The sequence below is a fragment of the Arthrobacter sp. Soil736 genome (assembly GCF_001428005.1).
Taxonomy (GTDB): domain Bacteria; phylum Actinomycetota; class Actinomycetes; order Actinomycetales; family Micrococcaceae; genus Arthrobacter.
The window spans coordinates 536,630-559,557 of record NZ_LMSB01000034.1; the positions used below are offsets into that span (position 1 = coordinate 536,630).

Genomic DNA, 22,928 nt, shown 5'->3' on the forward strand with positions numbered 1-22,928 from the left:
CCGTTAGCTGCAGCCGCAGGCGGCAAGCACAGTCGCCGAGGCGTCCAGGGCCGGTTTGTTGCCCGCCGCACCCGGGGTCAGGCCGTTGCCGATGAACGAGAACACTAGAAGCCGGCCGTCCGCGTCCACCACGTAACCGCTCAGTGCAATGACGCTGTTCAGGGTTCCCGTTTTGGCGCGGACCAGACCGGCGCCCTCGGCTGTGGACTCATCGATATACCTGTCCCCGAGCGTCCCCGTGAGGCCGGCCACCGGGAAGCCGGCCAGCGCCGCCCTCAGGCGTGTATCCCGGCCGGAGGTGATGGCACGGACCACCTCCGAGAACTGCCGGGCGGAGACCTGGTTGCCCAGCGCCAGCCCGGAAACATCCGCTGCCACCATGCCATCCGTGCGGACGCCCAGGCCCGTGAGCTGTCCGAGGACCGCAGTCTTGGCCGTTTCGTTGCTCGCTGGCTGGCCGGTGGCGACAGCCGACATCCGGCCGAGGGTTTCGGCGAGGTAATTATCGGAGGTCTGGAGCATGAGGTCGACCTGCTGGCTGACCGTTGCCGACTGCACCTCCCCGAGAACGGCGGCGTCTGCCGCTTGTTTTCCGTCAACACGTCCGACGGCGGGCGCCACCGTCAGTCCCGCGGCCGCGCCGGCCTCCCTGAGCCGGGCCGCGAATGCCTCACCCGCGGCAAGGGCGGAGTCCTGGGGCCGCGGCCCGGTGGTCACTGCAGGATCGAACCGTGCGGAGTTAAGCGCCAGCGGGAACAGCGGGGCCATCTCCCCGGCTGCCACGTCATCGGGGCTCCAGGCCGGGTTGAGCGAAGGCCCGGTGAAGAGTGAGTCGTCCACGAGGACCTCCACCTTGCCAGTGAACCCGTCCTTGCGCAGCGACTCCACGGTCAGCCTGGCAAGGGTGGCCAGCCCCGCATGGCCGAGCACCTTGTCCTCGGCGGATTCGCCCTCACCCAGCAGGACGTCCCCGCCGCCCACCAGCACCACGGACCGTGTCCCGGTGCGGGCCGAACCCGACGGCGACGCCGCCGGCGAGCCCGCCGGGGGAACGGCGACCGCCTTGGTGCTGAACCGCGCCTCAGGACCGATCGCCCGCAGCGCCGCCACAGCGGTGAGCAGTTTCATGTTCGACGCCGGGACCCTTTTGGCGGCACCGTCCCGGTCGAACAGCACCTTGCCCGTGGCTGCATCCTGGACCACGCCCGTGAAGGAACCTCCGCCGTCGGTCTTGAGGGCAGGGTTCAGCCTGGCTGCCACTTTCGCCGGAACGGGAACGGGTGCCGCGTTGCTGAGCGGCCCGATGCCCTGGGGGACGGACAGGCGTTCCGGCACGAGCTGCCATGCAGGGGTTTGGGCGGCGTCGGCGGCCGACTGATCGGGGCCGGTCAGGGCCGGGGCGATGAGCATACCGGCGGGCAGCGCCAGAGCGGCAAGCAGAAGCGTCAGCAGGGCCGTGGGCCAGGCCCGGATCAGCGTGTGGAGCCTTTCGCGGCTGTTTGTTGTGCCGGTGGTGCCACTCATACTGCTGGTCCTCAAAGTTCTGAAATTACCCCACTAGTTCCTGAAACCTGGGACTGTCGCTATATCCTCAATAGTAGTCGGCGGCACTGACAGTCTTTCCGCGTGCCGCGAACACCAAGCAATCGTCGAGGAGCATTCCATGAAGCATGACGTGACCATCGAGATCCCCAAGGGATCGCGCGTCAAGTACGAAGTCGACCATGAGACCGGCCGAGTCCGCCTGGACCGCGTCCTCTTCACTTCAATGCAGTACCCCACCCACTACGGATTCTTCGAGAACACCCTCGGCGAAGACGGCGACCCGCTGGACGCACTGGTGCTCCTGCAGGACTTCGATCTGCACCCGGGCGTCATCGTTGAAGCCCGCCCGATCGGCGTCTTCAACATGACCGACGACGGCGGCGGGGACGCCAAGGTCCTGTGCGTGCCGGCCGACCCCAGGTTCGACCACATCCAGGAAGTCAGCGACGTCAGCGAGTTCCTGATCAAGGAGATCGAGCACTTCTTCACCCGGTACAAGGACCTGGAGCCCGGCAAGTGGGTCAGGGCCGAGGGCTGGGCCGACCGCGCCGCTGCCGAAGCAGAGCTCGAGGCTTCCATCAAGCGTTACGTGCCTGCGGCACACTAGTCCCCACCGTCACCCTAACCTCGCTTCGCTCGGTCAGGGAACCCGGACGGCGTGGGCCCAGCGCTTTACCTCGACGGCGGCAGGTGCGGTTCCATGTGAACCGCACCTGCCGCCGTCGCGTTTTTCCCGGCCACTTTTTCCCGCCCCAGGGTGCTGCGCGGAGGGCATGTCCGGGCACCTTAGCGCAGGCGTCCGCCGGCCGAAGTCAGCTCCGTAACGTCCCCCGTCCGGAGATCTTGCCTCCCAGCTACCACCGGGTAGTCTGATTTTCACCATGTTCACGCTGACTATCAACCAAACAGACAGCCGGCGCGACGGCGACCGGGTCCCGCAGCTCCTCAAGGACCTCCGGCATATCCCGGCGCGCCTGGACTTCGACCGCTCCGTGGAGGACGAGGTGCAGGGGATCCTGGACTGTCCCCATCAGGCCGTGGAAGCCGCCATGATCGCGCTGCGTTGCGGCAGCTGGTTCGTGGGGATCGGCGTGGGCCCCGTGAACGAGCCGCTGCCGAACCAGATCAAGGACGCCTCCGGGCACGGGCTGGTCTACGCGCGCCGGGCGGTGGACCGGCTCCGCTACGGCAAGGAGCGTATTCCGGTGGCCGTGGAGGGACCTCTGGCGGACGTGGCAGCGGAATCCGAATCGGTGCTCCGGCTCCTGGGCCATATTGTCCGGGACAGGAGCGAGGCCGAATGGCGTGTCCTGGATCTGCTGACCCCCGGTGTTCGCGGCCAGCAGAAGGCAGTGGCGGCGGAGCTGGGCATCACGTCCCAGGCCGTCAGCAAGGCCGTGGCGAGGTCGCAGTGGAACGAGGAGCACGCTGCCCGGCCGGCCGCGGCAAGGCTGCTTTCACTCATTCTCGAGGTGCGGTAGTCACTATCGGGGTGGGCCGAAGCCCTATCTGGCCGTCAGCGCGGGAGCGCCTGAACAGCCCGGCGCTTACAGGAGCCCGCGCAGCACGTGCGCGGCGCCGTCGTCGTACACGGACTTGGTGACCTCATCCGCCGCGGCAACCACTTCCTCCGGGGCCTGGCCCATGGCGACGCCGCGTCCCGCCCACGTGAGCATTTCGATGTCGTTGCGGCCGTCGCCGATGGCAACCGTGCTGGAAGCCTCCACGCCGAGCCTGCGGCGCAGGCTTTCGAGCGCACTGGCCTTGGTGACTCCCGCTGCGGCAATGTCCAGCCAGGCGGTCCAGCCCACCGAGTACGTGACGCCGGCAAGGCCGATGTGTTCAATGGCCTCGTTGAACTCCTCCGGGGTGTTCTCCGTGCTGAAGACCACGACGCGGACGGCCGTGGCCTCCAGCATGGTCTGGAAATCGACGCCGATGGCTTCCACGCCGAAGCTCGCATCCTGGAAGCGCTCGGTGGAGAGGAAGTTGCCGTCCTCATCCTCGAGCGCGTATTTGGCCGAGGGCAGACGCTTGCGGAGGGCGCGGAGCGCCGGGCCGGGATCGAACGTGGCCTTGTGGATGATTTCGTAGCCATCCGCCAACTCGGGATCCAGGCGCAGGGTCACGCCGCCGTTGCAGCAGACGGCGTAGCCGCGGTCGATCCCGATCTGTTCAATGACGGGAAGGGTCGCGTTGAGGGACCGGCCTGTGGCGATCATGACGTCATGGCCGGCGGCAACCACGGCCTGCGCGGCTTCGCGGACGGGGGCGGACATGTGGCCGTCGTGGTCCACCAGGGTTCCGTCCACGTCCAGGGCGATCATGAGTTTCTGCGTCATTTCTTGCTGGTCTTCGATGCCAGCGGCTGAGTTCTCAGTCAATGTAGTCATGCCTATTAGTAGAGCAGACACCCCTGACACCCGCTAGGACGCAGGCCACAGCACCGTGTGAACAGCAGGTAAATACTCACAGGTTTTCCCCGGTGTGAGTGTTTACCCTAGAGGACCGGGAGGACTTCGAGGCCGCCGATGTACTTCTGCAGGGCCGCCGGCACGTTGACGGAGCCGTCCGGGTTCTGGTGGTGCTCCAGGATGGCCACGATCCAGCGGGTGGTGGCCAGCGTGCCGTTGAGCGTGGCCACGGGACGGGTGCCCTTGGGTGTGCCGTCCTCGCTGAACACCCGCTCACGGATGTTCAGGCGGCGGGCCTGGAAGGTGGTGCAGTTGGAGGTGGACGTCAGCTCGCGGTAGGCGCCCTGCGTGGGGACCCATGCCTCGCAGTCATACTTGCGGGCCGCGGACATTCCAAGGTCGCCGGCGGCGGTGTCGATCACGCGGTACGGGAGCTCGCACTTGGCCAGCATCTCCTCTTCCCAGGCGAGCAGGCGTTCGTGTTCCGCGGCAGCCTCTTCAGAAGTGGTGTAGATAAACATCTCCACTTTGTTGAACTGGTGCACGCGGATGATGCCGCGGGTGTCCTTGCCGTGCGAGCCGGCCTCGCGGCGGTAGCAGGAGCTCTGGCCGGCGAAACGGATGGGGCCGGGGGTGAGGTCCAGGATCTCGTCCGCGTGGTACCCGGCCAGGGGCACCTCGGAGGTTCCCACAAGGTAAAGGTCGTCTTCAGCGAGACGGTAGATCTCGGCGTCGTGCTTGACGTCAAAGCCGGTGCCCTGCATGGTCTCGGGACGGACCAGTGTGGGGGTGATCATGGGGACGAAGCCGGCCTCGATGGCCTGGTCCATGGCCATCTGCAGCAGGGCCATCTCGAGCCGCGCGCCGACGCCGCGGAGGAAGTAGAACCGTGAGCCGGAGACTTTGGCGCCGCGCTCCATGTCGATCGCGCCGATCAGTTCGCCGATCTCCAGGTGGTCCCGCGGTTCGAAGTCGGGGAATTCACGCGGTGTGCCGACGGTCCTGACCACTATGTAGTCGTCCTCGCCGCCTTCCGGCACGCCTTCCTCGATGAGGTTCGGAATGGTGCGCAGCAGTTCTTCCTGCTTGGCCTGCGCGGCATCTGCCTCGGCTGACGCGGCCTTGACCGCCCCGGCAAGCTCGCGCACCTCCGCCAGGAGCGCCTGCTTTTCCTCGCCCTTGGCCTGGGCCACCTTCTTGCCGAACACGTTCTGTTCAGCGCGGAGGTTCTCGAAGCTGATCAGCGCGGCCCGGCGCGCGGCATCCGCGTCGATGATCGCGTCCACCAGGGTTTCGTCCGCACCGCGGGCGCGCTGGCTGGCGCGGAACTTGTCCGGGTTGTCGCTGAGGTCTTTTACGTCGATCACCAGACAAGAGTATCGAATCCGAACGGCTGTCCGGGCGGACGCCGTCGGCAACCCGTTCCGGCGCGGATGACTGGACGGGTTGCTGGACTGTGCGCGGCACCGGGCGGGATAGTGTTGGAGCACCATGAGCGACCTGCTTCTCTACGTCCTGATCGCTGGGGCCTTGGCGTTCGCCGTCTCCAGCTGGTGGGGTGTGCGCAGGCTCAAGGCCGCACACGCACGCAGCGCCGTCCGGGAGGACGCCCACGAGCACGGCCTCGAACGTCAGCGTGTTGCCGTGGTTCTGAATCCCATCGCAGCCAAGGCCGCGGAGGCACGCGCCGCGATCCAGCGGGCCTGCCTGACGGCAGGCTGGGAGGCCCCACGTTTCTTTGAGACGACGCCCGAGGATCCCGGCCATTCGCAGGTGCGGGCGGCGCTGGAGTACGGGGCCGACGTCGTCCTGGTGGGCGGCGGCGACGGAACGGTACGCGTCGTGGCCGAGTCCCTTGCGCACACGGGGGTTGCGATGGGCCTGATCCCGCTGGGAACGGGCAACCTGCTGGCGCGCAACGTGGACCTGGACGTCTATGACCTTAACGGCAGTGTCCAGACCGCCCTGTTTGGCCATCAGCGCTACATCGATACAGCGCGGATGCGGATTGAGAACTCGCGGACCGGCCACTCGTCCAGCCATGTGTTCCTCGTGATTGCGGGGATCGGGATGGATGCCGAGGTGGTGGGCGATACCAACGCCGGGCTGAAGCGGGCCGTGGGCTGGCTCGCATACACGGAGGCGGGCGTCCGGCACCTGCCCGGGCGTCGGAAGAAAGTGTCAATCTCCCTGGACGACCAGCCCGAACAGGCCCGCAAGATCCGTAGCGTCCTCTTTGCCAACTGCGGGCTTGTCCCGGGCGGAATCGACCTCATTCCCCAGGCCATGATCGACGACGGGATGCTCGACGTGGTGGTCATGAGCCCCCGGAGCGCCGTCGGGTGGCTGGCCATGTACGCCAAAATCCTGTTCAAACACAAGCGGCACCTGCCCGTCATGAGCGTGTACCGGTCCGGCAAGGTGGTTATCAAGTGCCCGGAGCCGATGCCTACGCAGCTCGACGGCGATACGTCCGGGGACGCTACAAAGGTCACGGTCCAGGTGGAGCCCGGGTCTCTGCTGGTCCGGGTCAGGGAAGACACGGCCCGTCAGTAGCGGGAAACAGCAGGATCAGCGGTTAGGGACTGGCAGGTAAGGACTGGAAGGATCTGGAGGGGCGCTAAGGTCCTGGAGCACGCAGGTCTTGGGACGCGCACCGCGGAAGGGCGGCCGCGGAATCGTGGATGGCCTAGGCCGTCTTGGCGGCACCCGGGTGCTTGGCGGCTTCGGCGGCGGCCTTTGCGGCTGCCCGGGCCTCTGACTGCTCGCGGATCATGGCCTGTTCCTCTTCGAAGCGCAGGCGGTCCGCCCGGTCTGCATCGTCCCCGTCCCAGTCCTGGTTTTCGGAGGTCGGCTTGGGATTGACGATCATTCCCTGGCCGTCGTTGTCGGTGCTGGTTCTGTCTGACATGACCCGCTCCCTTCGTTGGGGCCACCCCCCATGTTGATCAGGCAAGCATACGCACAGTAACAAAGGCAGGGAAGTGCCCCACGGGGCATTTGTCTACGCTGTGGGCGAAGCATTCACCGTCATCCCGGAGCCGAGAGTTTCGCCTGCGAGTATCTCTCCGACCCATGCATGCGCAGCGCGGAATGCTTCGTCGGACGTATGCGGCGGGACCACCGGACGCTGGGCGTCCGCGCGCCCGTAGGAGCCCAGGAACCGTGTTGCGGGGCTGATGCGGTGCAGGCCGGCGAGGGCGTCAGCCACCCGGGCATCCGCCACGTGGCCGTCGGCGTCAATGCTGAAGAAGTAGTGGCCCAGGTACTGGCCCGTGGGCCGGGACTCGATCCGGCTCAGGTTGACGCCGCGGGTGGCGAACTGGTCCAGGATCTCCATGAGGGCACCCGGCCTGTCCTCGGGCAGCGGGACCACAACTGTTGTTTTGTCCGCGCCGGTCCGGGCGGGCAGCACCCCGGGACGGCTGACCAGGACGAAGCGGGTCACGGCTCCGGGGTTGTCGCCGATGTTCTCTGCCAGTACATGAAGCCCGGGCTGCTCCGCGGCGACGATGGGGGCGCAGATGGCGGCGTCATAATGCGGGTTGTCCTCCAGCAGCCCCATTGCTGCTGCCGCGGTGGAGGAACCGGGAATGTATTCCACTCCCGGAATATTGGCATCCACCCAGAGCCGGCACTGCGCCCAGGCGTGGCCGTGGGTGGAGACCCTCCGGATCTGCGAGATTTCCACCCCGGGCCTGGCCACGAGCACAAAGCTGATGGGCACAAGCGCCTCCCGGATGATCCGGAGCTCCTGTCCCGTGGCGATGGCATCCAGTGTGGCTGTCACCCCGCCCTCCACCGAGTTCTCAATGGGCACCATGGCGGCGTCCGCGGATCCGTCGCGGACCTTGTCCAGCGCGGTGTTGACGTTGGACGACGGGATACGCACAGCCTGCGCCGCGTCCGGAACCTGCATGAGCGCCGCCTCCGTGAACGTGCCCTCAGGGCCAAGGAAGGTGTAGGTGGGGCGGGAGGCAGGCATGAGTATTCCTTTGGTGTTATGTACGGGCGGGTGCGGACGGCGCGGAGGTCAGAGAACCACTGGCTTGAGGCCGTTGTCCGAGACCAGCGGCTTGCCGGATTCGAGCCACTGGTCCATGCCACCGGCCACATTCATTGCCGAGTAGCCCTGGCCCACGAGCCACTGCGCAGCGCGGAAGGACCGCCCGCCCGTGCGGCAGATGACGTAGAGGTCATCGTCCGGGTCAAGGTCACCGAGGCGTGCGGGAAGCTGGTCCATCGGGATGTGCAAGGCGCCTTCCGCGTGTCCGGCCACCCACTCGTAGTCCTCCCGCACGTCCAGGATGGTGGCGTCCGCCGGAACGTCGTTGACGGTGACGGTATCGAAGTCGCTCATGGGAGTCCTCTCCTTGGCTCAAGCTCTCAGCACCAGCGTATCGCCAGCAACGGGCCGCGCACCTCCGGGCTGCGCAGGTTACGCTGGTCAGGAGCCCCCGAAGGAGAGCCTCAGTGCCTGCCCGCCCCCTCGCAATACGTGCCGCCTCCGCTGACAGCGTGAGGGGAATGCCCGAGAGCCCGGATCCCCGCTTCCGTGGCTGATATCCACCACCTTTCCGCCGTCCGGCTCAGGGATGCGTTGCGCTCGGGCGAACTCTCCGCGCGGGAGGCGGCAGCCCATTTCCTCGGCAGGATCGAAGAAATCAATCCCCGGCTGGGGGCATTCGTCACTGTCACCGCAGACATGGCCATGGCTGACGCCGCCGCGGCGGACGCCGCGTACGCGCGGCGCTCTCCGGGCCAGGAATTGCCGCCGCTCCACGGCGTGCCGCTGGCCTTCAAGGACCTCACCGACGTGGCCGGAGTGGTCACGACACACGGCAGCGCGGCCCTGGAACGCCGCCCCGCCCCGGCGGACGGGGCACTGGCCGCGGCGCTGAAAGCTGCCGGCGCCATTTCCCTTGGCAAGACGCAGGTGCCCGAGTTCGGACTGACCGCCTACAGCGAAAACCGCATCGCACCGCCGTCGCGAAATCCATACGCCCTGAGCCGCAGTTCGGGCGGCTCCTCCGGCGGGAGTGCCGCCGCCGTCGCCGCCGGGCTGATCCCGTTCGCGCCGGGAACCGACGGCGGCGGGTCGGTCCGGATTCCGGCTGCGGCCTGCGGCCTCCTGGGGCTCAAGCCGGGCCGTGGGTTGGCCCCCGCCGGGGAAAGCGGCGGTGATCCGGCAAAGCTGGTGGTGGCCGGGCCGCTGTCGCGCTCGGCAGCGGACGCCGCACTGATGCTGGACGCACTGGTTCAGGACGGATCCCAGGGTGCAGGCCAGGGTGCGGGCCTGGAGCCCAAAGGCGGATACCTGGAGGCCGTAGCCCGCGAGCCGGCGAAGCTGCGCATCGGGGTGAGCCTGGACAGCCCGTGGTCCGGGATCTTCCCGTTCACGCCGGATGAAGAGGCCCTGGACGCGCTTGAGGCCGGGGTACGCCTCTTGACCGAGGCCGGGCACGACGTCGTCGAAACTACGGTCCGCTACGACAACCGCTATCCGGACGCCTTCACCACAGCATGGACCGCGGGGGTCGGGGCCGCCCGGATCGCACCGCAGCGCGAAGCCCTGCTGACTCCCCTGACCCGGACGTTCCGGCGCCGCGCCCAGCAGCGGAGCGCCTCGAAACTCAGCGAGTCGCTTGCTTTCCTGCGGCAGTTCCAGCGCGACACCGTGGCACAGTACGCGGAATGGGACCTGATCCTCACGCCGTCCCTGGCCCAGACGCCTCGGCCCGTGGGCTGGTTTACGGGGTCCGCCCACGGGGACGGGCACTGGCCGGTTTCCGAGTGGGCCGGCGACGCCGACGGCGACTACCGCAGGCAGTGCGAGTTCGCGCCGTGGTCCTCCATGGTGAACGTCTGCGGCCTGCCGGCCGTCAGCATCCCGGTGCACTGGACGGGCGGAGCCGCCGGCGAGGGGCTTCCGATGGGCATCCAGCTGATCGGCCATCCGGGCTCGGAAGCACTGCTCCTGCAGACGGCGGCACAGCTGGGATTCTAGGCGGCGGGCCGGATGCAGTTGCTGCGGGCAACCGAAAATGTGACAACCGCGGGCCGGAGTGTCACCCTTAAGTAAATGAGCAGAACTCATTTATCCGATCGCCCCGCTACAACGCCGGGCGATACTTCATTTTTTGGCCACCCAAAGATGCTGGCCAGCCTCTTCTCCGTGGAAATGTGGGAGCGGTTCTCCTTCTACGGCATGCAGGGAATCCTGCTCTACTACATGTACTTCACGGCGGCCGAGGGCGGCCTCGGAATTGAGCAGGGCCTGGCCGCGGGCCTCGTCGGTGCCTACGGCGGAGGGGTTTACCTGTCCACCATCCTCGGCGCCTGGCTTGCGGACCGGCTGTTCGGTTCCGAACGGGTGCTGTTCGGCTCCGCCATCATGATCATGTGCGGGCACATCGCCCTGGCACTGGTGCCCGGAATTCCCGGCCTGATCGCCGGGCTGGTGCTCGTGGGCGTCGGCTCCGGCGGCCTGAAGGCCAACGCCACCGCCCTCGTCGGCACGCTGTACGGCGAGAAGGATGACCGCCGTGACGCAGGCTTCTCGATCTTCTACATGGGCATCAACCTTGGCGCGCTGATCGGCCCGCTGGTCACCGGCTGGCTGCAGCAAAGCAACGGGTTCCACTGGGGCTTCGGTGCCGCGGCCGTCGGCATGGCCCTGGGACTGGCGATCTATGCGCTGGGCCGCAACAAACTCCCGGAGGAGGCGCACCGCGTGCCCAGCCCGTTGCCAGCCGCGCAGCGCTCCCGGTACGGGCTCATTTTCCTCGGCATCGCAGCGGCCCTTGCCCTGCTCCTCGCGACGGGCGTGGTGAACGCGGAGAACCTCGCCATGACCGTGGCCTACGCCGCGATCGGCGCTTCCATCCTCTACTTCGTGCTGATCTTCGCCAGCAAGAAGGTCACCGGCACCGAACGCAGGCGCGTGGCCGCCTTCATTCCGCTGTACATTGCCTCCGCGGCATTCTGGGCGCTGTTCCAGCAGCAGTTCACGTTCATCGCCGTGTACTCCGAGGAGAAGCTGGACCGCAACCTGTTCGGCTGGGAAATGCCGGCCGCCTGGGTGCAGTCCATCAACCCGGTGTTCATCATCGTCTTCGCCGGGGTGATGGCCGCTCTCTGGACACGGCTCGGCTCCCGGCAGCCCGGCTCAGCCCTCAAGTTCTCGATCGGCCTGTTCGTGATGGGCCTGGCGTTCCTGGCGTTCATTCCGCTCGCCGGCGAAGGAAAGACGCCCCTGCTGGCCCTCGTGGGGATCCTGTTCCTGTTCACCCTCGCCGAACTGTTTCTGTCCCCCATCGGCCTGTCCGTGACCACCAAGCTCGCACCGCAGGCCTTCCACACCCAGATGGTGGCGCTGTTCTTCCTGTCGGTCTCGCTCGGCACCACGCTGGCGGGCATCCTGGCGGGGCTGTACAACCCGGCCGACGAACTTCCGTACTTCGTCGGCATCGGCGGCACGGGCATGCTGCTGGCTGTCGGCCTGGCTGCCGCGGCGCCGGCTATCAGGAAATTGATGGGCGGCGTACGCTAACCGCGTGAACCCCGTGACACGCCTCCCTGTTGAGCGGCGCCTCTACGTCGCCGCTCCCGGTGAGGCAGCCGACGTCGAAATCCTGCCAGCGGGCGATGTCACCGACGGCGTGGTGCGGGTGGGCGGTACCGTCCGCCGCCCGCACCAGCCGCAAAGCTATGCCGTGGCCGGCTACCTGGACTGGCTGGAGGACGCCGGGTTCGAGGTTCGCCAAGGTTCCTGGGCCGGGACGGGACCGGCCGGGATGTCCTCACGTTCGTGCAGGGCGAGTGCGCCGGGGCCGTGCCGGAACAGTGGGTGCAGTCCGAGGAGCTGCTGCGCTCCGTGGCGCTGTTGGTGCGCCGCCTGCATCAGGCGTCGGCCGGTTTTGTGCCGTCCCGGCATCCGTTTCCGCAGCATTTGTTTCCGCCCCGCCCGGTCCGGCAGGACCAGGGCGGGCTGGTCTGCCATCTCGATGTGACCCCGCAGAACGTGGTGGTCCGCGGCGGCCGGGCCGTGGGCGTCATCGACTTCGACCTCGCCGGGCCCAGCACGGGCTTCAGGGATTCCTTCAATACGGCGATGCACTGGGCGCCGCTGCGGGACCCGGCGGATGCCTGGGAAGGCTGGGAAGCGGTGGATCCGTTCCGGCGCCTGCGCATCTTTGCCGACGCCTACGGGTGGACGGAAGACGAACGACGGCGGCTGCCGCAGTTCGGCGCGGAGGCCGCCAGGCTCTCGCACGACCGCATGGCACACAACGCCCGCACCCTTGGGGGCGGCTGGGCGCGGATGTGGGCCGACGGCGTGGGCGGCCTGATCAGCCGCCGCGGCCGCTGGCTGGAAGACAACGCGCCGCGGCTGATTGAGGCTCTGACGGTCTAGGCGTCAGACGGTGCCGGTCAGAAGGTGCCGGTCAGAACGTGCCGGAGGACGAGGTAGAGAGGCCCGCCATCAGCAGCGCGAAAGAAACGATCGCCAGGACCGTCAGAGCGATGCCGATGTACCCCATCACGAGGCCCGCAATGGCGAAACCCCGGCCCGACGGTTCGCGCCGCAGTGCCATGTGGCCAAGGATGACCGCTGCCAGCTGCGGCAAGAGGAAAAACCCGAAACCCACGAACACCGCAATCCCGCAGCACAGGCTGGCGATGCTGAGGTTCTTCGGCGCGGCGGCCATGCCGTAGTAGGAAGGCTGGCCGTAGGGGCTGCCGTATTGCCCCGGCTGGCCGTAAGGACTGGCAGGCTGGCCGTAAGGACTGCCGGGCTGCGAATACGGACTGCCGTACGCTCCTCCGGCCCGGTCATTCTGCCGGCCCGGCCCGCCGTACTGCTGTCCGTACTGCTGTCCGTACTGCTGCCCGTACTGCTCGCCAGGCGGCGTGTAGAGCGGCGGCGCCGGGATGTCCGATCCCTGCGGCGGAATGTACGACGGCGGCTGGTAGCCGTCAGGTGTTGGGTCGCCGCCCGGCCCGGCGGGGCGCTGCTCTGTCATGGAATCCCCTCATTAAGTCCTGAACAAAACACTACCGCCGCACCAGGACTTTTATTCCTCCTGCGTTGGCGGCGGCCGGTGCTGCGAAGGGCCTTCTCCGGCCCTGGCGCTACTTGGGCAGCAACTCCCACAGCAGCCACAGCGGCGGGGAAAGCAGCGCCGTGGAGACAAGGCCGGCCATCAGGGCAACCCCGACGGAACGAAGCGTCGGTCCGGACTGATACGCCCTGCCCCCTGAGTACAGGCCCGCTGAGTACAGGCCCCCGGAATGCCGGCCCAGGGAAGATTGGCCCAGGGAAGACTGGCGCAGCGAATACCGGTTGCGGGATGCGGGCCGGTGCGGCGGCGGAAAGGCCGGCCGGGCTGTTGGCGGAAGCACCGTTGACGGCAGAACAGTGGCGTGCCGAAAACCGGAGTTCCGGACGGTGGCGTGCCGGGGAGCGGACTGCCGGGCAGCGGCCGGCCGTGCTGCAGACAGCGGCGCGGATGATGAGGCGGCAGCTGATGAGCCGGCGGCGGGCGGCTGGGTGGTTGACGCACGGGAAGCGCACGGGCCTGAGGCGTCGGGACGGCGCCCTGCATTCTTCGCCACGGCGATCCGCCCGGGCCGGCCCCCGGGGCCGGTTGCCTCCTGCACCTGGGGCCGGGTCAGGAGCCGGCCGAGCTGGGCGTAGAGCTCCACAACGGCCTGGGAATCCAGCACATCCGGCATTCCGGCCACCGCTGCCACCACGGTGTCGATTCCATGGGCTTCAATGCCCGAGGCAGTGGTTCCGGACAGGCCGGCCTTCCCGGCAATGCAGATCAGGGAGCGGACGAAGCGCCGCCGGGACGCCGGAAGCAGGGCGGCCACGGCGGCGGCCTGCCCCAGGGCCACTTCGACGGCCGGGTGCTGTGCGTAGCCGTTGTGGCGCAGCACGCCCTCAGTGACCTCCACTCGGCCGGTCCAGGTCTTCGCTCCGATCACGATCACGCCGCCAGGGCCCACCAGCACGTGATCCAAACGGGCCAGCGGCCGCCCGGGCCAGTGGACGTCGTGCAGGAGGAACCAGCCCCGCGGAACCAGCTCTCCAAGCCTGGCCGCCATCAGCTGATTGCAACCAGGAACCGCACCGACGCCACCTGGCCCGGTATGATCCGCCCGGTCAAGGTCACGCTTCAGCCGCGCAATCCGCTCTGAGGCCAGCCGCGTTCGCTCGAATGCGCCATCCGCAGCCCCCATTGTTCCCCCCTGAGTTCCTCGCCCTTCCGAAAGCGAACGCCCCTCCGGTCAACCGTTGTCCCGAAAGCAAGGTGCGCCGCCGCTGCCCGCGCCAGGCCCCGCCGGTCCTTTCCACCCGGACGGACGCCCGCCGTCGTCATTGCTGTTGAAGGTAGCAGTCCCGAATCGGCCGGTATATAGGTACTTTTGGCCCCTGTACTCAGTTTTTGAACCTAAATACGTCCAAGTAGTCGGCCTATTTACAGACATCCGGCGTCACAGGGGCCGGATTTCGGACATGCCGTGCTGCGCCCCGCCGTCGTCTGGCATGCTGGTGCAATGGCTAGCCGCGCGGGCACAGTTGCCCAACCCCAAGACCTTGTTGACCTGACCGCTCTTCTGGATGCGTATTACGACGTCAAGCCTGATCTGGGAGACCCCGGACAGCGCGTGGCGTTCGGGACCTCCGGGCACCGCGGATCCAGCCTGAAAGCGTCCTTCAATGAAGGGCATATCCTGGCCATCACCCAGGCGATTGTGGAATACCGCGCCGGCCAGGGCATCACCGGACCGCTGTTCCTGGCCAAGGACACGCACGGGCTCAGCGAACCGGCGCAGAATTCCGCCCTGGAGGTGCTGGCCGCGAACGGCGTCAGCGTCCTCATTGATGCCCGCCACGGCTACACGCCCACCCCTGCCCTGAGCCACGCCATCCTCACCTACAACCGGAACGCCCCGGCAGGCGCCCCGCAGGCCGACGGCATCGTGGTCACGCCAAGCCACAACCCGCCTGCTGACGGCGGCTTCAAGTACAACCCGCCGCACGGTGGCCCCGCTGACACGGACGCCACCGGCTGGATCGCCAACCGCGCCAACGAACTGCTGGAAAACGGACTCCGTGGTGTGAAGCGCATCCCCGTGGCCGACGCCCTCGCCGCCGAGACCACCGGCAAATTCGACTTCCTCAGCAGCTACGTGGACGACCTCCCTTCGGTCCTGGATCTGAACGCGATCCGCGAGGCGGGCGTCCGCATCGGAGCCGACCCCATGGGCGGCGCGTCGGTGGACTACTGGGGCGAAATCGGCGAACGGCACCACCTGGACCTGACGGTCGTGAACCCGACGGTGGACCCGCAGTGGGCCTTCATGACCCTCGACTGGGATGAGAAGATCCGCATGGACTGCTCGTCGCCGTCGGCCATGGCGTCGCTCATCAACCGGATGTCCGAGGGCGCCACGTTCGACGTCGCCACCGGCAATGACGCCGACGCCGACCGCCACGGCATTGTCACGCCCGACGGCGGCCTGATGAACCCGAACCACTACCTCGCCGTCGCCATCGACTACCTGTACCGCAACCGCAGCGGCTGGAACCCGAACTCCGTGGTGGGCAAGACCCTCGTCTCCTCGTCCATCATCGACCGCGTCGCCGACGGCCTGGGCCGCAAACTGGTCGAGGTGCCCGTGGGCTTCAAGTGGTTCGTGCCCGGCCTGCTGTCCGGCGAAGGCGCATTCGGCGGCGAGGAATCCGCCGGCGCCGCGTTCAACAAGATGGACGGCAGCGTCTGGACCACGGACAAGGACGGCATCCTGCTGGCCCTGCTGGCCTCAGAGATCACAGCCGTCACCGGCAAGTCGCCTTCCCAGCTGTACAGGGGCCTCACGGACCAGTTCGGCGCCCCGGTGTACGCCCGGATCGACGCCGCCGCAACGCGTGAACAGAAGGCTGCGCTCGGCAAGCTGTCGCCGTCGGACGTCACCGCCACGCAGCTGGCCGGCGAGGCGATCACCGCCAAGCTGACCAAGGCGCCCGGCAACGGCGCCTCCATCGGCGGCCTGAAGGTGGTCACGGAAAACGCCTGGTTCGCCGCCCGCCCGTCCGGCACCGAGGACGTCTACAAGATTTACGCGGAGTCCTTCAAGGGCGCCGACCACCTCAAGCAGGTCCAGGCCGAGGCCAAGGCGCTGGTGGACGGGGTTATCTCCTAAGCTCCCACAACTCGAGGATGCGCCGGATGGTGCGGTTGCCATCCGGCGCCATGTCCACGAGCGATATTTGGTCAAGAACGACGGCGTCGCCCGGGTTCAGGCGTCTGTCGCCACGGTGGGACACATGAGGGCGGAAGTTCTGCCGCGTGTGGTGCGGGCTGGCGACGCGTCCGGAGACTTGCTCCACGGCCTGCACGAGGGTTTCGTGCAGCGCCTGGAGCGAGGGGTCAGCCCCGACGAGGCTGACGGGCACGGATCCCTGGCGCCCGAAGCGGTCGTCCGCCCCGATGGCCAGGACGGTGCCCAGCGCCTGCCTGGCCGGCAATTCGGCGAGGGCCGCGATGCGGGCGGCGTCGCCGTCGTTCCTGACGTCGAAGCGCACCAGCGTGATGTGCAGCGGCCAGTCGCTGCGCAGGAATTCCTGGCCCTCCGCCACGGCGTCGATGAACGCGACCATGATGAGGTTCCGCATACCCCAAGTTTGGCACCGCGCACCCGACCGGCCGGGGCTGAACAGGACTAATATTGGAATTGGCCCGGATGCTTGCCGTGCAGTTCTGCTGCAGAAATGCTGCCCCGAATGCCTCCGGAATGTCCCCCATATTGCCGGAGGCATTCCGCGCCGAGGCCATTTTGGTAGCCGGGACCATTTTCGGGCGCCGGAACCATTCCGGGATTAGACGGTGCGGACGACGTCCTCGTAGGCGAACTTCGGCTTCGCTTCGCCCCAGGCGCCGGCTGCGGGATGGCCGATGTTGACCACCAGGAAGCTCTTCTGGTCGCCGGCCGGGAAGAACTCGGCGTCGATGGCGGCAAAGTCCGCGCCCGTCATGGGACCCGCGGCGAAACCGAGCGAACGCACAGCCAGGATGAAGTAGCCGGCCTGCAGGTGGGCGTTGTTGTTGCCCGTGGAAGTCGCGAGGTCCGGCGAGGCGTCGTACATGGCCTTGGGTGCGTTGTAGCCGGGCAGGAAGGTGTCCCACTGCTGCTGCCAGGAGGTGTCGTAGCTGAGGACCGCGACGAGGGGCGCGGAGGCCGTCTTGGCGCGGTTCCCGGAGGACAGCGCGTCCACGAGCTTGGCGCGGGCTTCCTCTGAGCGCACGTAGGTGACGCGCAACGGCTGGGAGTTGAAGGCGGTGGGACCGAATTTGGTCAGTTCATAGATGGCGCGGGCCTGCTGCTCGGTGACCTCGCCGGTGAAGGCGTTGGCTGTGCGGGCTTCGGCGAAGATCGCGTCCACGGCGGCGGAATCGATAACGGCTTCTTCATGGGCGATTGTCATTGGGTCCCTTTCGCTTGGCCGCCGTCCCTGCCGGGACGCGCGGGCAGTCCTGCTTTCCATGCTTTCAGCTTCGTGTGCCGGTGTCCTCTTCCCGTGACGGGCGGTTACGGGGCCTGACGTTTCGCACACGCCCTCTCGCGCCGTGCGCATTGGCCCGCCCCGCTCCGGTCCCTTCGCATTGGCCCCTCCCGCGCTGCCCTCTCGCATTGGCCCCTCTCGCACGCGGCCGCAGCGCGGTATTGTTGCACCCGAAAGATCCCGGCCCCCGACAGTGCGGGCTACCCCTCGGAAAGGCCCCGGCAATGAGCATGCTCGGAACCAAATGGAAGCTGCACGGCAACGGTAAAGCCGTCCGCCCGGGCGAAGTGGTGGCGCTCAGTGAGCGGCTCACCTGGCCCCTGACCATCGGCGTGGGCATGCAGCACGTCGTGGCCATGTTCGGTGCCACATTCCTGGTGCCCATCATCACGGGAATGCCCCCGGCCACCACCCTCTTCTTCTCGGGCATCGGCACGCTCCTGTTCCTGGTGATCACCCAGGGGCGCGTGCCCAGCTATCTCGGCTCGAGCTTCGCGTTCATCGCGCCCATCCTGGCGTCCCAGCAGCAGTACGGCGTGGCCGGCGCGCTGGGCGGCGTGGTGCTGGCCGGCGTCGGGCTTGCCGTGATCGGTGCGATCGTCCAGAAATTCGGCGCGGGCTGGATCAACCGGCTGATGCCGCCCATCGTCACCGGCGCCATCGTTGCCCTGATCGGCCTCAACCTCGCGCCCGCAGCCAAGAACAACTTCGACGCCGCACCCGTGACCGCGCTCATCACGCTGGTGACCATCATCCTGGTAAGCGTGCTGTTCCGCGGGATCGTGGGCCGTCTAAGCATCCTGGTGGGCGTGGTGGTGGGCTACCTCGCGGCCATGATCCGCGGCGAGGTGAGCTACGCCAAGATGGACGCGGCCGCGTGGGTCGGGCTTCCGCATTTCCAGACTCCCGAGTTCCACCTCGGTGTGGTGGGCCTCTTCGTGCCGGTAGTGCTGGTGCTGGTGGCCGAGAACATCGGGCACGTGAAGTCGGTGTCCGCCATGACCGGCCAGAACTTGGACGGCGTCTCCGGCCGCGCCCTGATGGCCGACGGCGCCGCCACCGTGCTGGCCGGCTTCGGCGGCGGTTCCGGCACCACCACGTACGCGGAAAACATCGGCGTCATGGCCGCCACCAAGGTCTACTCCACAGCCGCGTACTGGGTGGCCGGCATTTTCGCCATCCTGCTGAGCTTCTCACCGAAATTCGGCGAACTGATCGCCACCGTGCCCCCGGGCGTGCTGGGCGGCGCCGCCACCATGCTGTACGGCATGATCGGCATCCTCGGCGTGAAGATCTGGGTCCAGAACAGGGTCAACTTCTCCAACCCCGTGAACCTGACCACCGCCGCCGTCGCGCTGATCATCGGCATCGCGGACTACACCTGGACCATCGGCGACCTGAAGTTCACCGGCATCGCGCTGGGCTCCGCCGCCGCCCTGGTGATCTACCACGGCATGAAGGCCATCGCGAAGGCCCGAGGAACGGCAGCCGAACCGGAGACCGAGGGGCTGGTGCAACACAACCTGCCTCCGGCCGCCAAGGCGGCGATCAACGCGGCCGCCAAACGGTCATCGAAGAAGCGGTAGGGACCGGCTTCAGGGTTTCCCCGGCATTTCTGCACCATTTTCAGCGCCGCTGGCCCCTTGGCGCCCCGGGAATCCGGGGCGCCAAGGTTCTGGCCGGCTCCAAAGTGGTGCAGAAATGCGGCACACTGCGGCCTACTGCGGCGCGCGGCTACCCGGCGTCGAAGGTCTCATCCTCGCCATTCGGTGACTTTTCCTTCGGCAGATCGTTGCCGCTGCCGTCCGGCACCCGGCGGCGTCCTGCCCCGGCTCCGAGGAGAACTGCACGGAACCCGGCTCGTCCGCATTTCCTTCATCTATTTCGGCGTCCGCAGACGGCACAACGGCGTCTTCGGCCCCGGGAGGAGGACCGGGATCGCGCGGAATGGGCGCTTCCCCTGAGCGTTGGTCGAACCCTGCTCCGCTGCTGTCCTCCTCCTCGCGGGGCTGGGCGAATTGCTGGGCATTTCCGCCGGTTTCCTGCTCCACGGTGGGTGTGCCGTAACCTCCCGCCACCTCTTCAGGGGCTGCGTGCTGGTTGTCCTGGCTCATGTTTTTCCTCCTGGTTGGCTGGAAATGGTTGGCTGGAAATTACCGGATGTTGGTGAGGCGCCGCGGTCATATCCCTCGGCGCCGCAGTCAGAGTCCCTTGCCTCCGGTGACGGGAACCACTGCCCCGGACATATACGAACCTGCGTCGGATGCCAGCAGGACGTAGGCGGGGGCCAGCTCGGCGGGCTGGCCTGCCCGCTGCACGGGCGTGTCCCGGCCAAACGTGGGTAGCTTGTCCGGCCATTCGGTGGCCGGAATGAGCGGAGTCCAGATGGGGCCGGGCGCCACGGCGTTGACCCGGATTCCCTTCGGCCCCAGCTCCTGGGCGAGGGCCTTAGTGAAGGCAACCTGGGCCGCCTTGGTCATGGCGTAGTCAATGACCCCCGGGGAGGGGTTGAAGGTCTGGATGGACGCGGTGGTGATGATGGACGCGCCGGCTTTGAGGTGCTGGGGATCCATCGGGCCGGTCAGACCCGGCTGTTTCTGCTCTGCTTCGGAAAAGGCCCGGCATGGTACGTCCCCCCGGGGACCGGCGGGCTCGCCAGGCTGCTTCGCTGAATCACTCATAGTCCACCTACTCACAGTGTCGGGCTACTAACAGTGCATCGTTCAGGGCCGGCACTTCGGGGCGGCAGGTAGAAGATCCGCCCAACGTCCGCCCCCGCTCCGGTCCGGCCGGACGGTCAGGCCGGTCGGTCCGGCCTTTCGAACCTAACGCAGGTTTGAGGACCAAGTCCATCACCTGGCCGAAAATAGACAGCAAACTGAGCAGTTGTTGAATTTCGGCTAGGGTTGAGCCTAGGTTTGGAGCAAAGTGCCAGCCGTGACGCCGAGGGAGGAGGAGGCATGACCGATCCTGACACCCCGGCTCGCAGCGGCAGGAATGAGACGCGGGAGGAGCAGCTCGACCGGAACTGGATGGAACTGCTCCAGGAGTTGCGGGTGCTGCAGACGGGGGTGCAGATCCTTGCCGGCTTCCTGCTGACGCTGCCCTTCCAGCAGCGGTTCCAAACGCTGGACGACTTTCAGACCAACCTTTACCTCGTCAATGTGGCGCTTGCCGCACTGACCACCGCCTTCATCCTGCTGCCGGTCAGCGTGCACCGGCGGCTCTTCCGGCAACGGCTCAAGGAAACCCTCGTGACCAGCGCGGACAACATCACCAAGATCGCCTTGGGCGGCGTGGCGGCCCTCAGTGTAGGGACCGCCGCGCTTGTTTTCGACGTCACGGCCGGCCGCAGCGTCGGCCTCATTGCGGGCGCGGTGCTCCTTGCGGTGCTCGCCATCCTCTTGGTCTATGTCCCCCTGCATCTGCAACGGCAGGCACGGAAATAGGTTGCCAGGGCTGAAACATCCAGGACTGAAACATTCAGGCGGGGACATCCGATCAGGCGGCGGCTTCCATTCAACTGAACACGGAGGATTAATGAGCAAGTGGGTCAAAGAGCACGGTCTGCTATTGGCAAACGTGGCGCTGTTCCTGATCTTTTTCGGCGGCATGATCCTCAGCGGCGCCAGCAGCTACAGCGAAGACCAACTGGCCCACGGCGAGCCCGCCGTCACCGTCGCGCAGTATCTGGGAACCGGCGCTTTTGTGGAAGCCACGTTTGAAAACTGGGAATCCGAGTTCCTGCAGATGGGCATGTACGTCGTCCTCACCGTCTTCCTCTTCCAGAAGGGATCCTCGGAATCCAAGCCCATGGGCAAGGACGCACCGCAGGACCAGGACCCGCGCGACGCCACCATCAAGCCGTCAACGCCCTGGCCCGTCAAACGCGGCGGCGTGGTGCTCAAGCTCTATGAACACTCTCTCTCGATCATGTTCCTGCTGCTGTTCCTCGCCTCGTTTGCACTGCACGCGATTGGCGGCAGCGAGGAATACAACAGCGAACAGGAGAGTCACGGCCAACCGACAGTGAGCATCCTGGGCTACCTCGCCACGAGCCGCTTCTGGTTCGAGTCCTTCCAGAACTGGCAAAGCGAGTTCCTCGCCGTGGCGGTGCTGGTGGGCACGTCCGTCTATCTGCGCGAGAAGGGCTCTCCCGAGTCAAAACCGGTGGCCGAGCCGCACTACGAGACCGGAGCCTGAGCCGGCACCTCAGAGCGACGGACGGTCAGCCGTCATGCTCCTTCGAGCACCTGCCGCGTGGCCCAGGCGAGGTATTTGCCGGCATTGGCGACGGCGTCCTCCGGGCTGTCGGCCACGTCCAGCAGCTGCGCCGCGGCAACCACACCGTGTTCGGCCAGCTCCTCCGGAGTGACCAGAATCCGGCCGGCCACAACAATCACCGGGATCCCGCGGTCCCGGGCGGCGTCGGCGAGGGCGATGGGCGCCTTGCCGGTCAGGGACTGCGAATCCATGGAGCCCTCCCCGGTGATCACGAGGTCGGCGTCCTTGAGCTGTTCGGCGAGCCCCGTCAGCCCGGCCACGAGCGCGAAGCCGCCTTCCAGCGTGGCTCGCGTGAACGCAAGGAACGACGCCGGGAAGCCGCCTGCCGCTCCCGCTCCCGGAACGTTGACGTCCCGGCCAGTGGCCTCCCGGAGGAGGGACGCCCAGTTTCGCAGGCCGTCGTCGAGGTTTTCCATGGCGGCGTCGTCGGCGCCCTTCTGCGGGCCGAAGACATACGCGGCGCCGGTGCGGCCATACAGCGGGTTCTGGACATCGACGGCGATCCTGAAGGTCACGGCGGACAGGCGCGGGTCCAGCCCCGAGACATCGAGCGACACCACATCGGCCAGGGATCCGCCGCCCAGCGGCACCACGTTTCCTAGGACGTCGAGCGGCTTGAGGCCCAGGGCGCGCAGGGCGCCGCTGCCGGCGTCGCTCATGGCCGAACCGCCGACGCCCAGCACGATCTCGGTGGCGCCGGCATCCAGCGCGGCCGCGATCAGCTGGCCGCAGCCGTAGCTGTGCGCCCGGAGGGAGTTCTCCGGCGTCGGCTCCATGTGGGCGAGGCCCGAAGCCTGCGCCGTCTCGATCACTGCAGTGCCTCCGCCGGCGCCGTCTTTCCGCAGCGCCCACGCCGCGCCGACCGGTGCCAGGATGGGGCCCACCACCGCGTTGATCCGCTCTTCGTAGCCGGCAGCGACCGCTGCCTCGAGGGTGCCTTCGCCGCCGTCGGCCACCGGGAACTGGGTGGCTACGGCGTCGGGATACACGCGGAGGGCACCTTCGGCGATGGCGGCGGCGGCTTCGACGGCGGTGAGGGACCCCTTGAACTTGTCCGGGGCAATGAGGATACGCATGGCACCATCCTGCCAGCAATCTAGGGGAAGACG

General features: G+C 67.4%; 21 protein-coding genes and 2 pseudogenes. 10 read left to right on the plus strand and 13 right to left on the minus strand.

Annotation, left to right across the window (positions count from 1 at the left end; translation table 11 throughout):
- Nucleotides 1-3 precede the first annotated feature (3 nt).
- The gene (gene dacB / locus ASG92_RS19490; RefSeq protein WP_056631991.1) at nucleotides 4-1,524 is read right to left on the minus strand and encodes a D-alanyl-D-alanine carboxypeptidase/D-alanyl-D-alanine-endopeptidase; all 1,521 of its coding nucleotides are present in this window, start codon (nucleotides 1,522-1,524) and stop codon (nucleotides 4-6) included.
- Between the two features lie 139 nt (nucleotides 1,525-1,663).
- On the opposite strand from dacB, the gene ASG92_RS19495 reads away from it, so the two are divergent.
- The gene (locus tag ASG92_RS19495) at nucleotides 1,664-2,152 is read left to right on the plus strand and encodes an inorganic diphosphatase (protein WP_056631993.1); all 489 of its coding nucleotides are present in this window, start codon (nucleotides 1,664-1,666) and stop codon (nucleotides 2,150-2,152) included.
- Nucleotides 2,153-2,426: 274 nt separating this feature from the next.
- The gene (locus ASG92_RS19500) at nucleotides 2,427-3,026 is read left to right on the plus strand and encodes a hypothetical protein (RefSeq protein WP_056631996.1); all 600 of its coding nucleotides are present in this window, start codon (nucleotides 2,427-2,429) and stop codon (nucleotides 3,024-3,026) included.
- Nucleotides 3,027-3,092: 66 nt separating this feature from the next.
- On the opposite strand, the gene ASG92_RS19505 is transcribed toward ASG92_RS19500, so the two are convergent.
- Nucleotides 3,093-3,938: an HAD family hydrolase gene (locus ASG92_RS19505; protein WP_056631999.1), complete on the minus strand. Its 846-nt coding sequence runs from the start codon at nucleotides 3,936-3,938 to the stop codon at nucleotides 3,093-3,095.
- Nucleotides 3,939-4,045: 107 nt separating this feature from the next.
- Nucleotides 4,046-5,326, minus strand: coding sequence for a serine--tRNA ligase (serS, locus tag ASG92_RS19510; protein ID WP_056632002.1), 1,281 nt, complete (start codon nucleotides 5,324-5,326; stop codon nucleotides 4,046-4,048).
- A gap of 124 nt (nucleotides 5,327-5,450) precedes the next feature.
- Here serS and ASG92_RS19515 point away from each other — a divergent pair, with 124 nt between their 5' ends.
- Nucleotides 5,451-6,515 (plus strand): diacylglycerol kinase family protein, encoded by a 1,065-nt coding sequence (locus tag ASG92_RS19515; RefSeq protein ID WP_056632006.1) that lies wholly within the window; start codon nucleotides 5,451-5,453, stop codon nucleotides 6,513-6,515.
- Nucleotides 6,516-6,648: 133 nt separating this feature from the next.
- Here the strand turns inward: ASG92_RS19515 and ASG92_RS19520 are convergent, their stop codons facing one another.
- The 3 genes from ASG92_RS19520 to ASG92_RS19530 all read right to left on the minus strand — a co-directional run bounded on the left by ASG92_RS19520 (nucleotide 6,649) and on the right by ASG92_RS19530 (nucleotide 8,319).
- The gene (locus ASG92_RS19520) at nucleotides 6,649-6,870 is read right to left on the minus strand and encodes a hypothetical protein (protein WP_056632009.1); all 222 of its coding nucleotides are present in this window, start codon (nucleotides 6,868-6,870) and stop codon (nucleotides 6,649-6,651) included.
- A gap of 93 nt (nucleotides 6,871-6,963) precedes the next feature.
- A complete protein-coding gene (gene pheA / locus ASG92_RS19525) occupies nucleotides 6,964-7,944 on the minus strand; it encodes a prephenate dehydratase (protein WP_056632013.1) in 981 nt (326 codons plus the stop codon).
- 48 nt (nucleotides 7,945-7,992) lie between these two features.
- Complete coding sequence (locus ASG92_RS19530; protein WP_056632016.1) at nucleotides 7,993-8,319, minus strand: rhodanese-like domain-containing protein; 327 nt, start codon at nucleotides 8,317-8,319, stop codon at nucleotides 7,993-7,995.
- 195 nt (nucleotides 8,320-8,514) lie between these two features.
- Between ASG92_RS19530 and ASG92_RS19535 the strand changes: the two genes are divergently transcribed.
- The 3 genes from ASG92_RS19535 (at nucleotide 8,515) to ASG92_RS19545 (ending at nucleotide 12,375) form a co-directional block, all read left to right on the plus strand.
- Nucleotides 8,515-9,966, plus strand: coding sequence for an amidase (locus ASG92_RS19535; protein ID WP_056632019.1), 1,452 nt, complete (start codon nucleotides 8,515-8,517; stop codon nucleotides 9,964-9,966).
- 75 nt (nucleotides 9,967-10,041) lie between these two features.
- Complete coding sequence (locus ASG92_RS19540) at nucleotides 10,042-11,511, plus strand: peptide MFS transporter (RefSeq protein WP_056632024.1); 1,470 nt, start codon at nucleotides 10,042-10,044, stop codon at nucleotides 11,509-11,511.
- 258 nt (nucleotides 11,512-11,769) lie between these two features.
- Complete coding sequence (locus ASG92_RS19545) at nucleotides 11,770-12,375, plus strand: phosphotransferase (protein ID WP_200952018.1); 606 nt, start codon at nucleotides 11,770-11,772, stop codon at nucleotides 12,373-12,375.
- A gap of 31 nt (nucleotides 12,376-12,406) precedes the next feature.
- Here ASG92_RS19545 and ASG92_RS19550 read toward each other — a convergent pair whose 3' ends face one another.
- The gene (locus tag ASG92_RS19550) at nucleotides 12,407-12,985 is read right to left on the minus strand and encodes a DUF4190 domain-containing protein (protein WP_056632026.1); all 579 of its coding nucleotides are present in this window, start codon (nucleotides 12,983-12,985) and stop codon (nucleotides 12,407-12,409) included.
- A gap of 109 nt (nucleotides 12,986-13,094) precedes the next feature.
- Entirely contained in the window at nucleotides 13,095-14,072 is a 978-nt protein-coding gene (locus tag ASG92_RS28480) for a nuclease-related domain-containing protein (protein WP_240987202.1), read from the minus strand.
- Between the two features lie 453 nt (nucleotides 14,073-14,525).
- On the opposite strand from ASG92_RS28480, the gene pgm reads away from it, so the two are divergent.
- A complete protein-coding gene (gene pgm, locus ASG92_RS19560; RefSeq protein WP_056632235.1) occupies nucleotides 14,526-16,175 on the plus strand; it encodes a phosphoglucomutase (alpha-D-glucose-1,6-bisphosphate-dependent) in 1,650 nt (549 codons plus the stop codon).
- Here the strand turns inward: pgm and ASG92_RS19565 are convergent.
- A complete protein-coding gene (locus ASG92_RS19565) occupies nucleotides 16,165-16,647 on the minus strand; it encodes a 2'-5' RNA ligase family protein (RefSeq protein WP_056632030.1) in 483 nt (160 codons plus the stop codon). The two genes, pgm and ASG92_RS19565, sit on opposite strands and share 11 nt — an antisense overlap.
- A 204-nt stretch (nucleotides 16,648-16,851) precedes the next feature.
- Nucleotides 16,852-17,457, minus strand: coding sequence for a malonic semialdehyde reductase (locus ASG92_RS19570; RefSeq protein ID WP_056632033.1), 606 nt, complete (start codon nucleotides 17,455-17,457; stop codon nucleotides 16,852-16,854).
- A 302-nt stretch (nucleotides 17,458-17,759) separates the two neighbouring features.
- Between ASG92_RS19570 and ASG92_RS19575 the strand changes: the two genes are divergently transcribed.
- Nucleotides 17,760-19,121 carry a solute carrier family 23 protein gene (locus tag ASG92_RS19575; protein WP_056632036.1) on the plus strand — a complete coding sequence of 454 codons (1,362 nt, stop codon included), beginning with the start codon at nucleotides 17,760-17,762 and terminating at the stop codon, nucleotides 19,119-19,121.
- A 148-nt stretch (nucleotides 19,122-19,269) separates the two neighbouring features.
- Here ASG92_RS19575 and ASG92_RS19580 read toward each other — a convergent pair.
- Together ASG92_RS19580 and ASG92_RS19585 are read right to left on the minus strand one after the other, a co-directional pair.
- Nucleotides 19,270-19,649, minus strand: a pseudogene (locus ASG92_RS19580) (hypothetical protein).
- An 87-nt stretch (nucleotides 19,650-19,736) separates the two neighbouring features.
- Nucleotides 19,737-20,096 (minus strand): annotated as a pseudogene (locus ASG92_RS19585) (SDR family oxidoreductase); the annotation flags it as partial.
- A 399-nt stretch (nucleotides 20,097-20,495) separates the two neighbouring features.
- On the opposite strand from ASG92_RS19585, the gene ASG92_RS19590 reads away from it, so the two are divergent.
- Both ASG92_RS19590 and ASG92_RS19595 read left to right on the plus strand, forming a co-directional pair.
- A complete protein-coding gene (locus ASG92_RS19590; protein WP_056632039.1) occupies nucleotides 20,496-20,984 on the plus strand; it encodes a DUF6328 family protein in 489 nt (162 codons plus the stop codon).
- Between the two features lie 91 nt (nucleotides 20,985-21,075).
- Nucleotides 21,076-21,738, plus strand: coding sequence for a DUF6766 family protein (locus tag ASG92_RS19595; RefSeq protein WP_056632041.1), 663 nt, complete (start codon nucleotides 21,076-21,078; stop codon nucleotides 21,736-21,738).
- 32 nt (nucleotides 21,739-21,770) lie between these two features.
- Here the strand turns inward: ASG92_RS19595 and ASG92_RS19600 are convergent, their stop codons facing one another.
- Nucleotides 21,771-22,895 (minus strand): glycerate kinase, encoded by a 1,125-nt coding sequence (locus tag ASG92_RS19600; protein ID WP_056632043.1) that lies wholly within the window; start codon nucleotides 22,893-22,895, stop codon nucleotides 21,771-21,773.
- Between the last annotated feature and the right edge of the window lie 33 nt (nucleotides 22,896-22,928).

Bases quoted from the DNA above. Each gene is read 5' to 3' on its own strand.
- ASG92_RS19500 (WP_056631996.1), top strand. From the start codon at position 2,427: ATGTTCACGCTGACTATCAACCAAACAGACAGCCGGCGCGACGGCGAC.
- ASG92_RS19515 (WP_056632006.1), top strand. From the start codon at position 5,451: ATGAGCGACCTGCTTCTCTACGTCCTGATCGCTGGGGCCTTGGCGTTC.
- ASG92_RS28480 (WP_240987202.1), bottom strand. From the start codon at position 14,072: ATGGCGGCCAGGCTTGGAGAGCTGGTTCCGCGGGGCTGGTTCCTCCTG.
- ASG92_RS19505 (WP_056631999.1), bottom strand. From the start codon at position 3,938: ATGACTACATTGACTGAGAACTCAGCCGCTGGCATCGAAGACCAGCAA.
- ASG92_RS19495 (WP_056631993.1), top strand. From the start codon at position 1,664: ATGAAGCATGACGTGACCATCGAGATCCCCAAGGGATCGCGCGTCAAG.
- ASG92_RS19530 (WP_056632016.1), bottom strand. From the start codon at position 8,319: ATGAGCGACTTCGATACCGTCACCGTCAACGACGTTCCGGCGGACGCC.
- ASG92_RS19565 (WP_056632030.1), bottom strand. From the start codon at position 16,647: ATGCGGAACCTCATCATGGTCGCGTTCATCGACGCCGTGGCGGAGGGC.
- ASG92_RS19520 (WP_056632009.1), bottom strand. From the start codon at position 6,870: ATGTCAGACAGAACCAGCACCGACAACGACGGCCAGGGAATGATCGTC.
- pgm (WP_056632235.1), top strand. From the start codon at position 14,526: ATGGCTAGCCGCGCGGGCACAGTTGCCCAACCCCAAGACCTTGTTGAC.
- ASG92_RS19590 (WP_056632039.1), top strand. From the start codon at position 20,496: ATGACCGATCCTGACACCCCGGCTCGCAGCGGCAGGAATGAGACGCGG.
- dacB (WP_056631991.1), bottom strand. From the start codon at position 1,524: ATGAGTGGCACCACCGGCACAACAAACAGCCGCGAAAGGCTCCACACG.
- ASG92_RS19600 (WP_056632043.1), bottom strand. From the start codon at position 22,895: ATGCGTATCCTCATTGCCCCGGACAAGTTCAAGGGGTCCCTCACCGCC.
- ASG92_RS19595 (WP_056632041.1), top strand. From the start codon at position 21,076: ATGAGCAAGTGGGTCAAAGAGCACGGTCTGCTATTGGCAAACGTGGCG.
- ASG92_RS19540 (WP_056632024.1), top strand. From the start codon at position 10,042: ATGAGCAGAACTCATTTATCCGATCGCCCCGCTACAACGCCGGGCGAT.
- pheA (WP_056632013.1), bottom strand. From the start codon at position 7,944: ATGCCTGCCTCCCGCCCCACCTACACCTTCCTTGGCCCTGAGGGCACG.
- ASG92_RS19570 (WP_056632033.1), bottom strand. From the start codon at position 17,457: ATGACAATCGCCCATGAAGAAGCCGTTATCGATTCCGCCGCCGTGGAC.
- ASG92_RS19575 (WP_056632036.1), top strand. From the start codon at position 17,760: ATGAGCATGCTCGGAACCAAATGGAAGCTGCACGGCAACGGTAAAGCC.
- ASG92_RS19550 (WP_056632026.1), bottom strand. From the start codon at position 12,985: ATGACAGAGCAGCGCCCCGCCGGGCCGGGCGGCGACCCAACACCTGAC.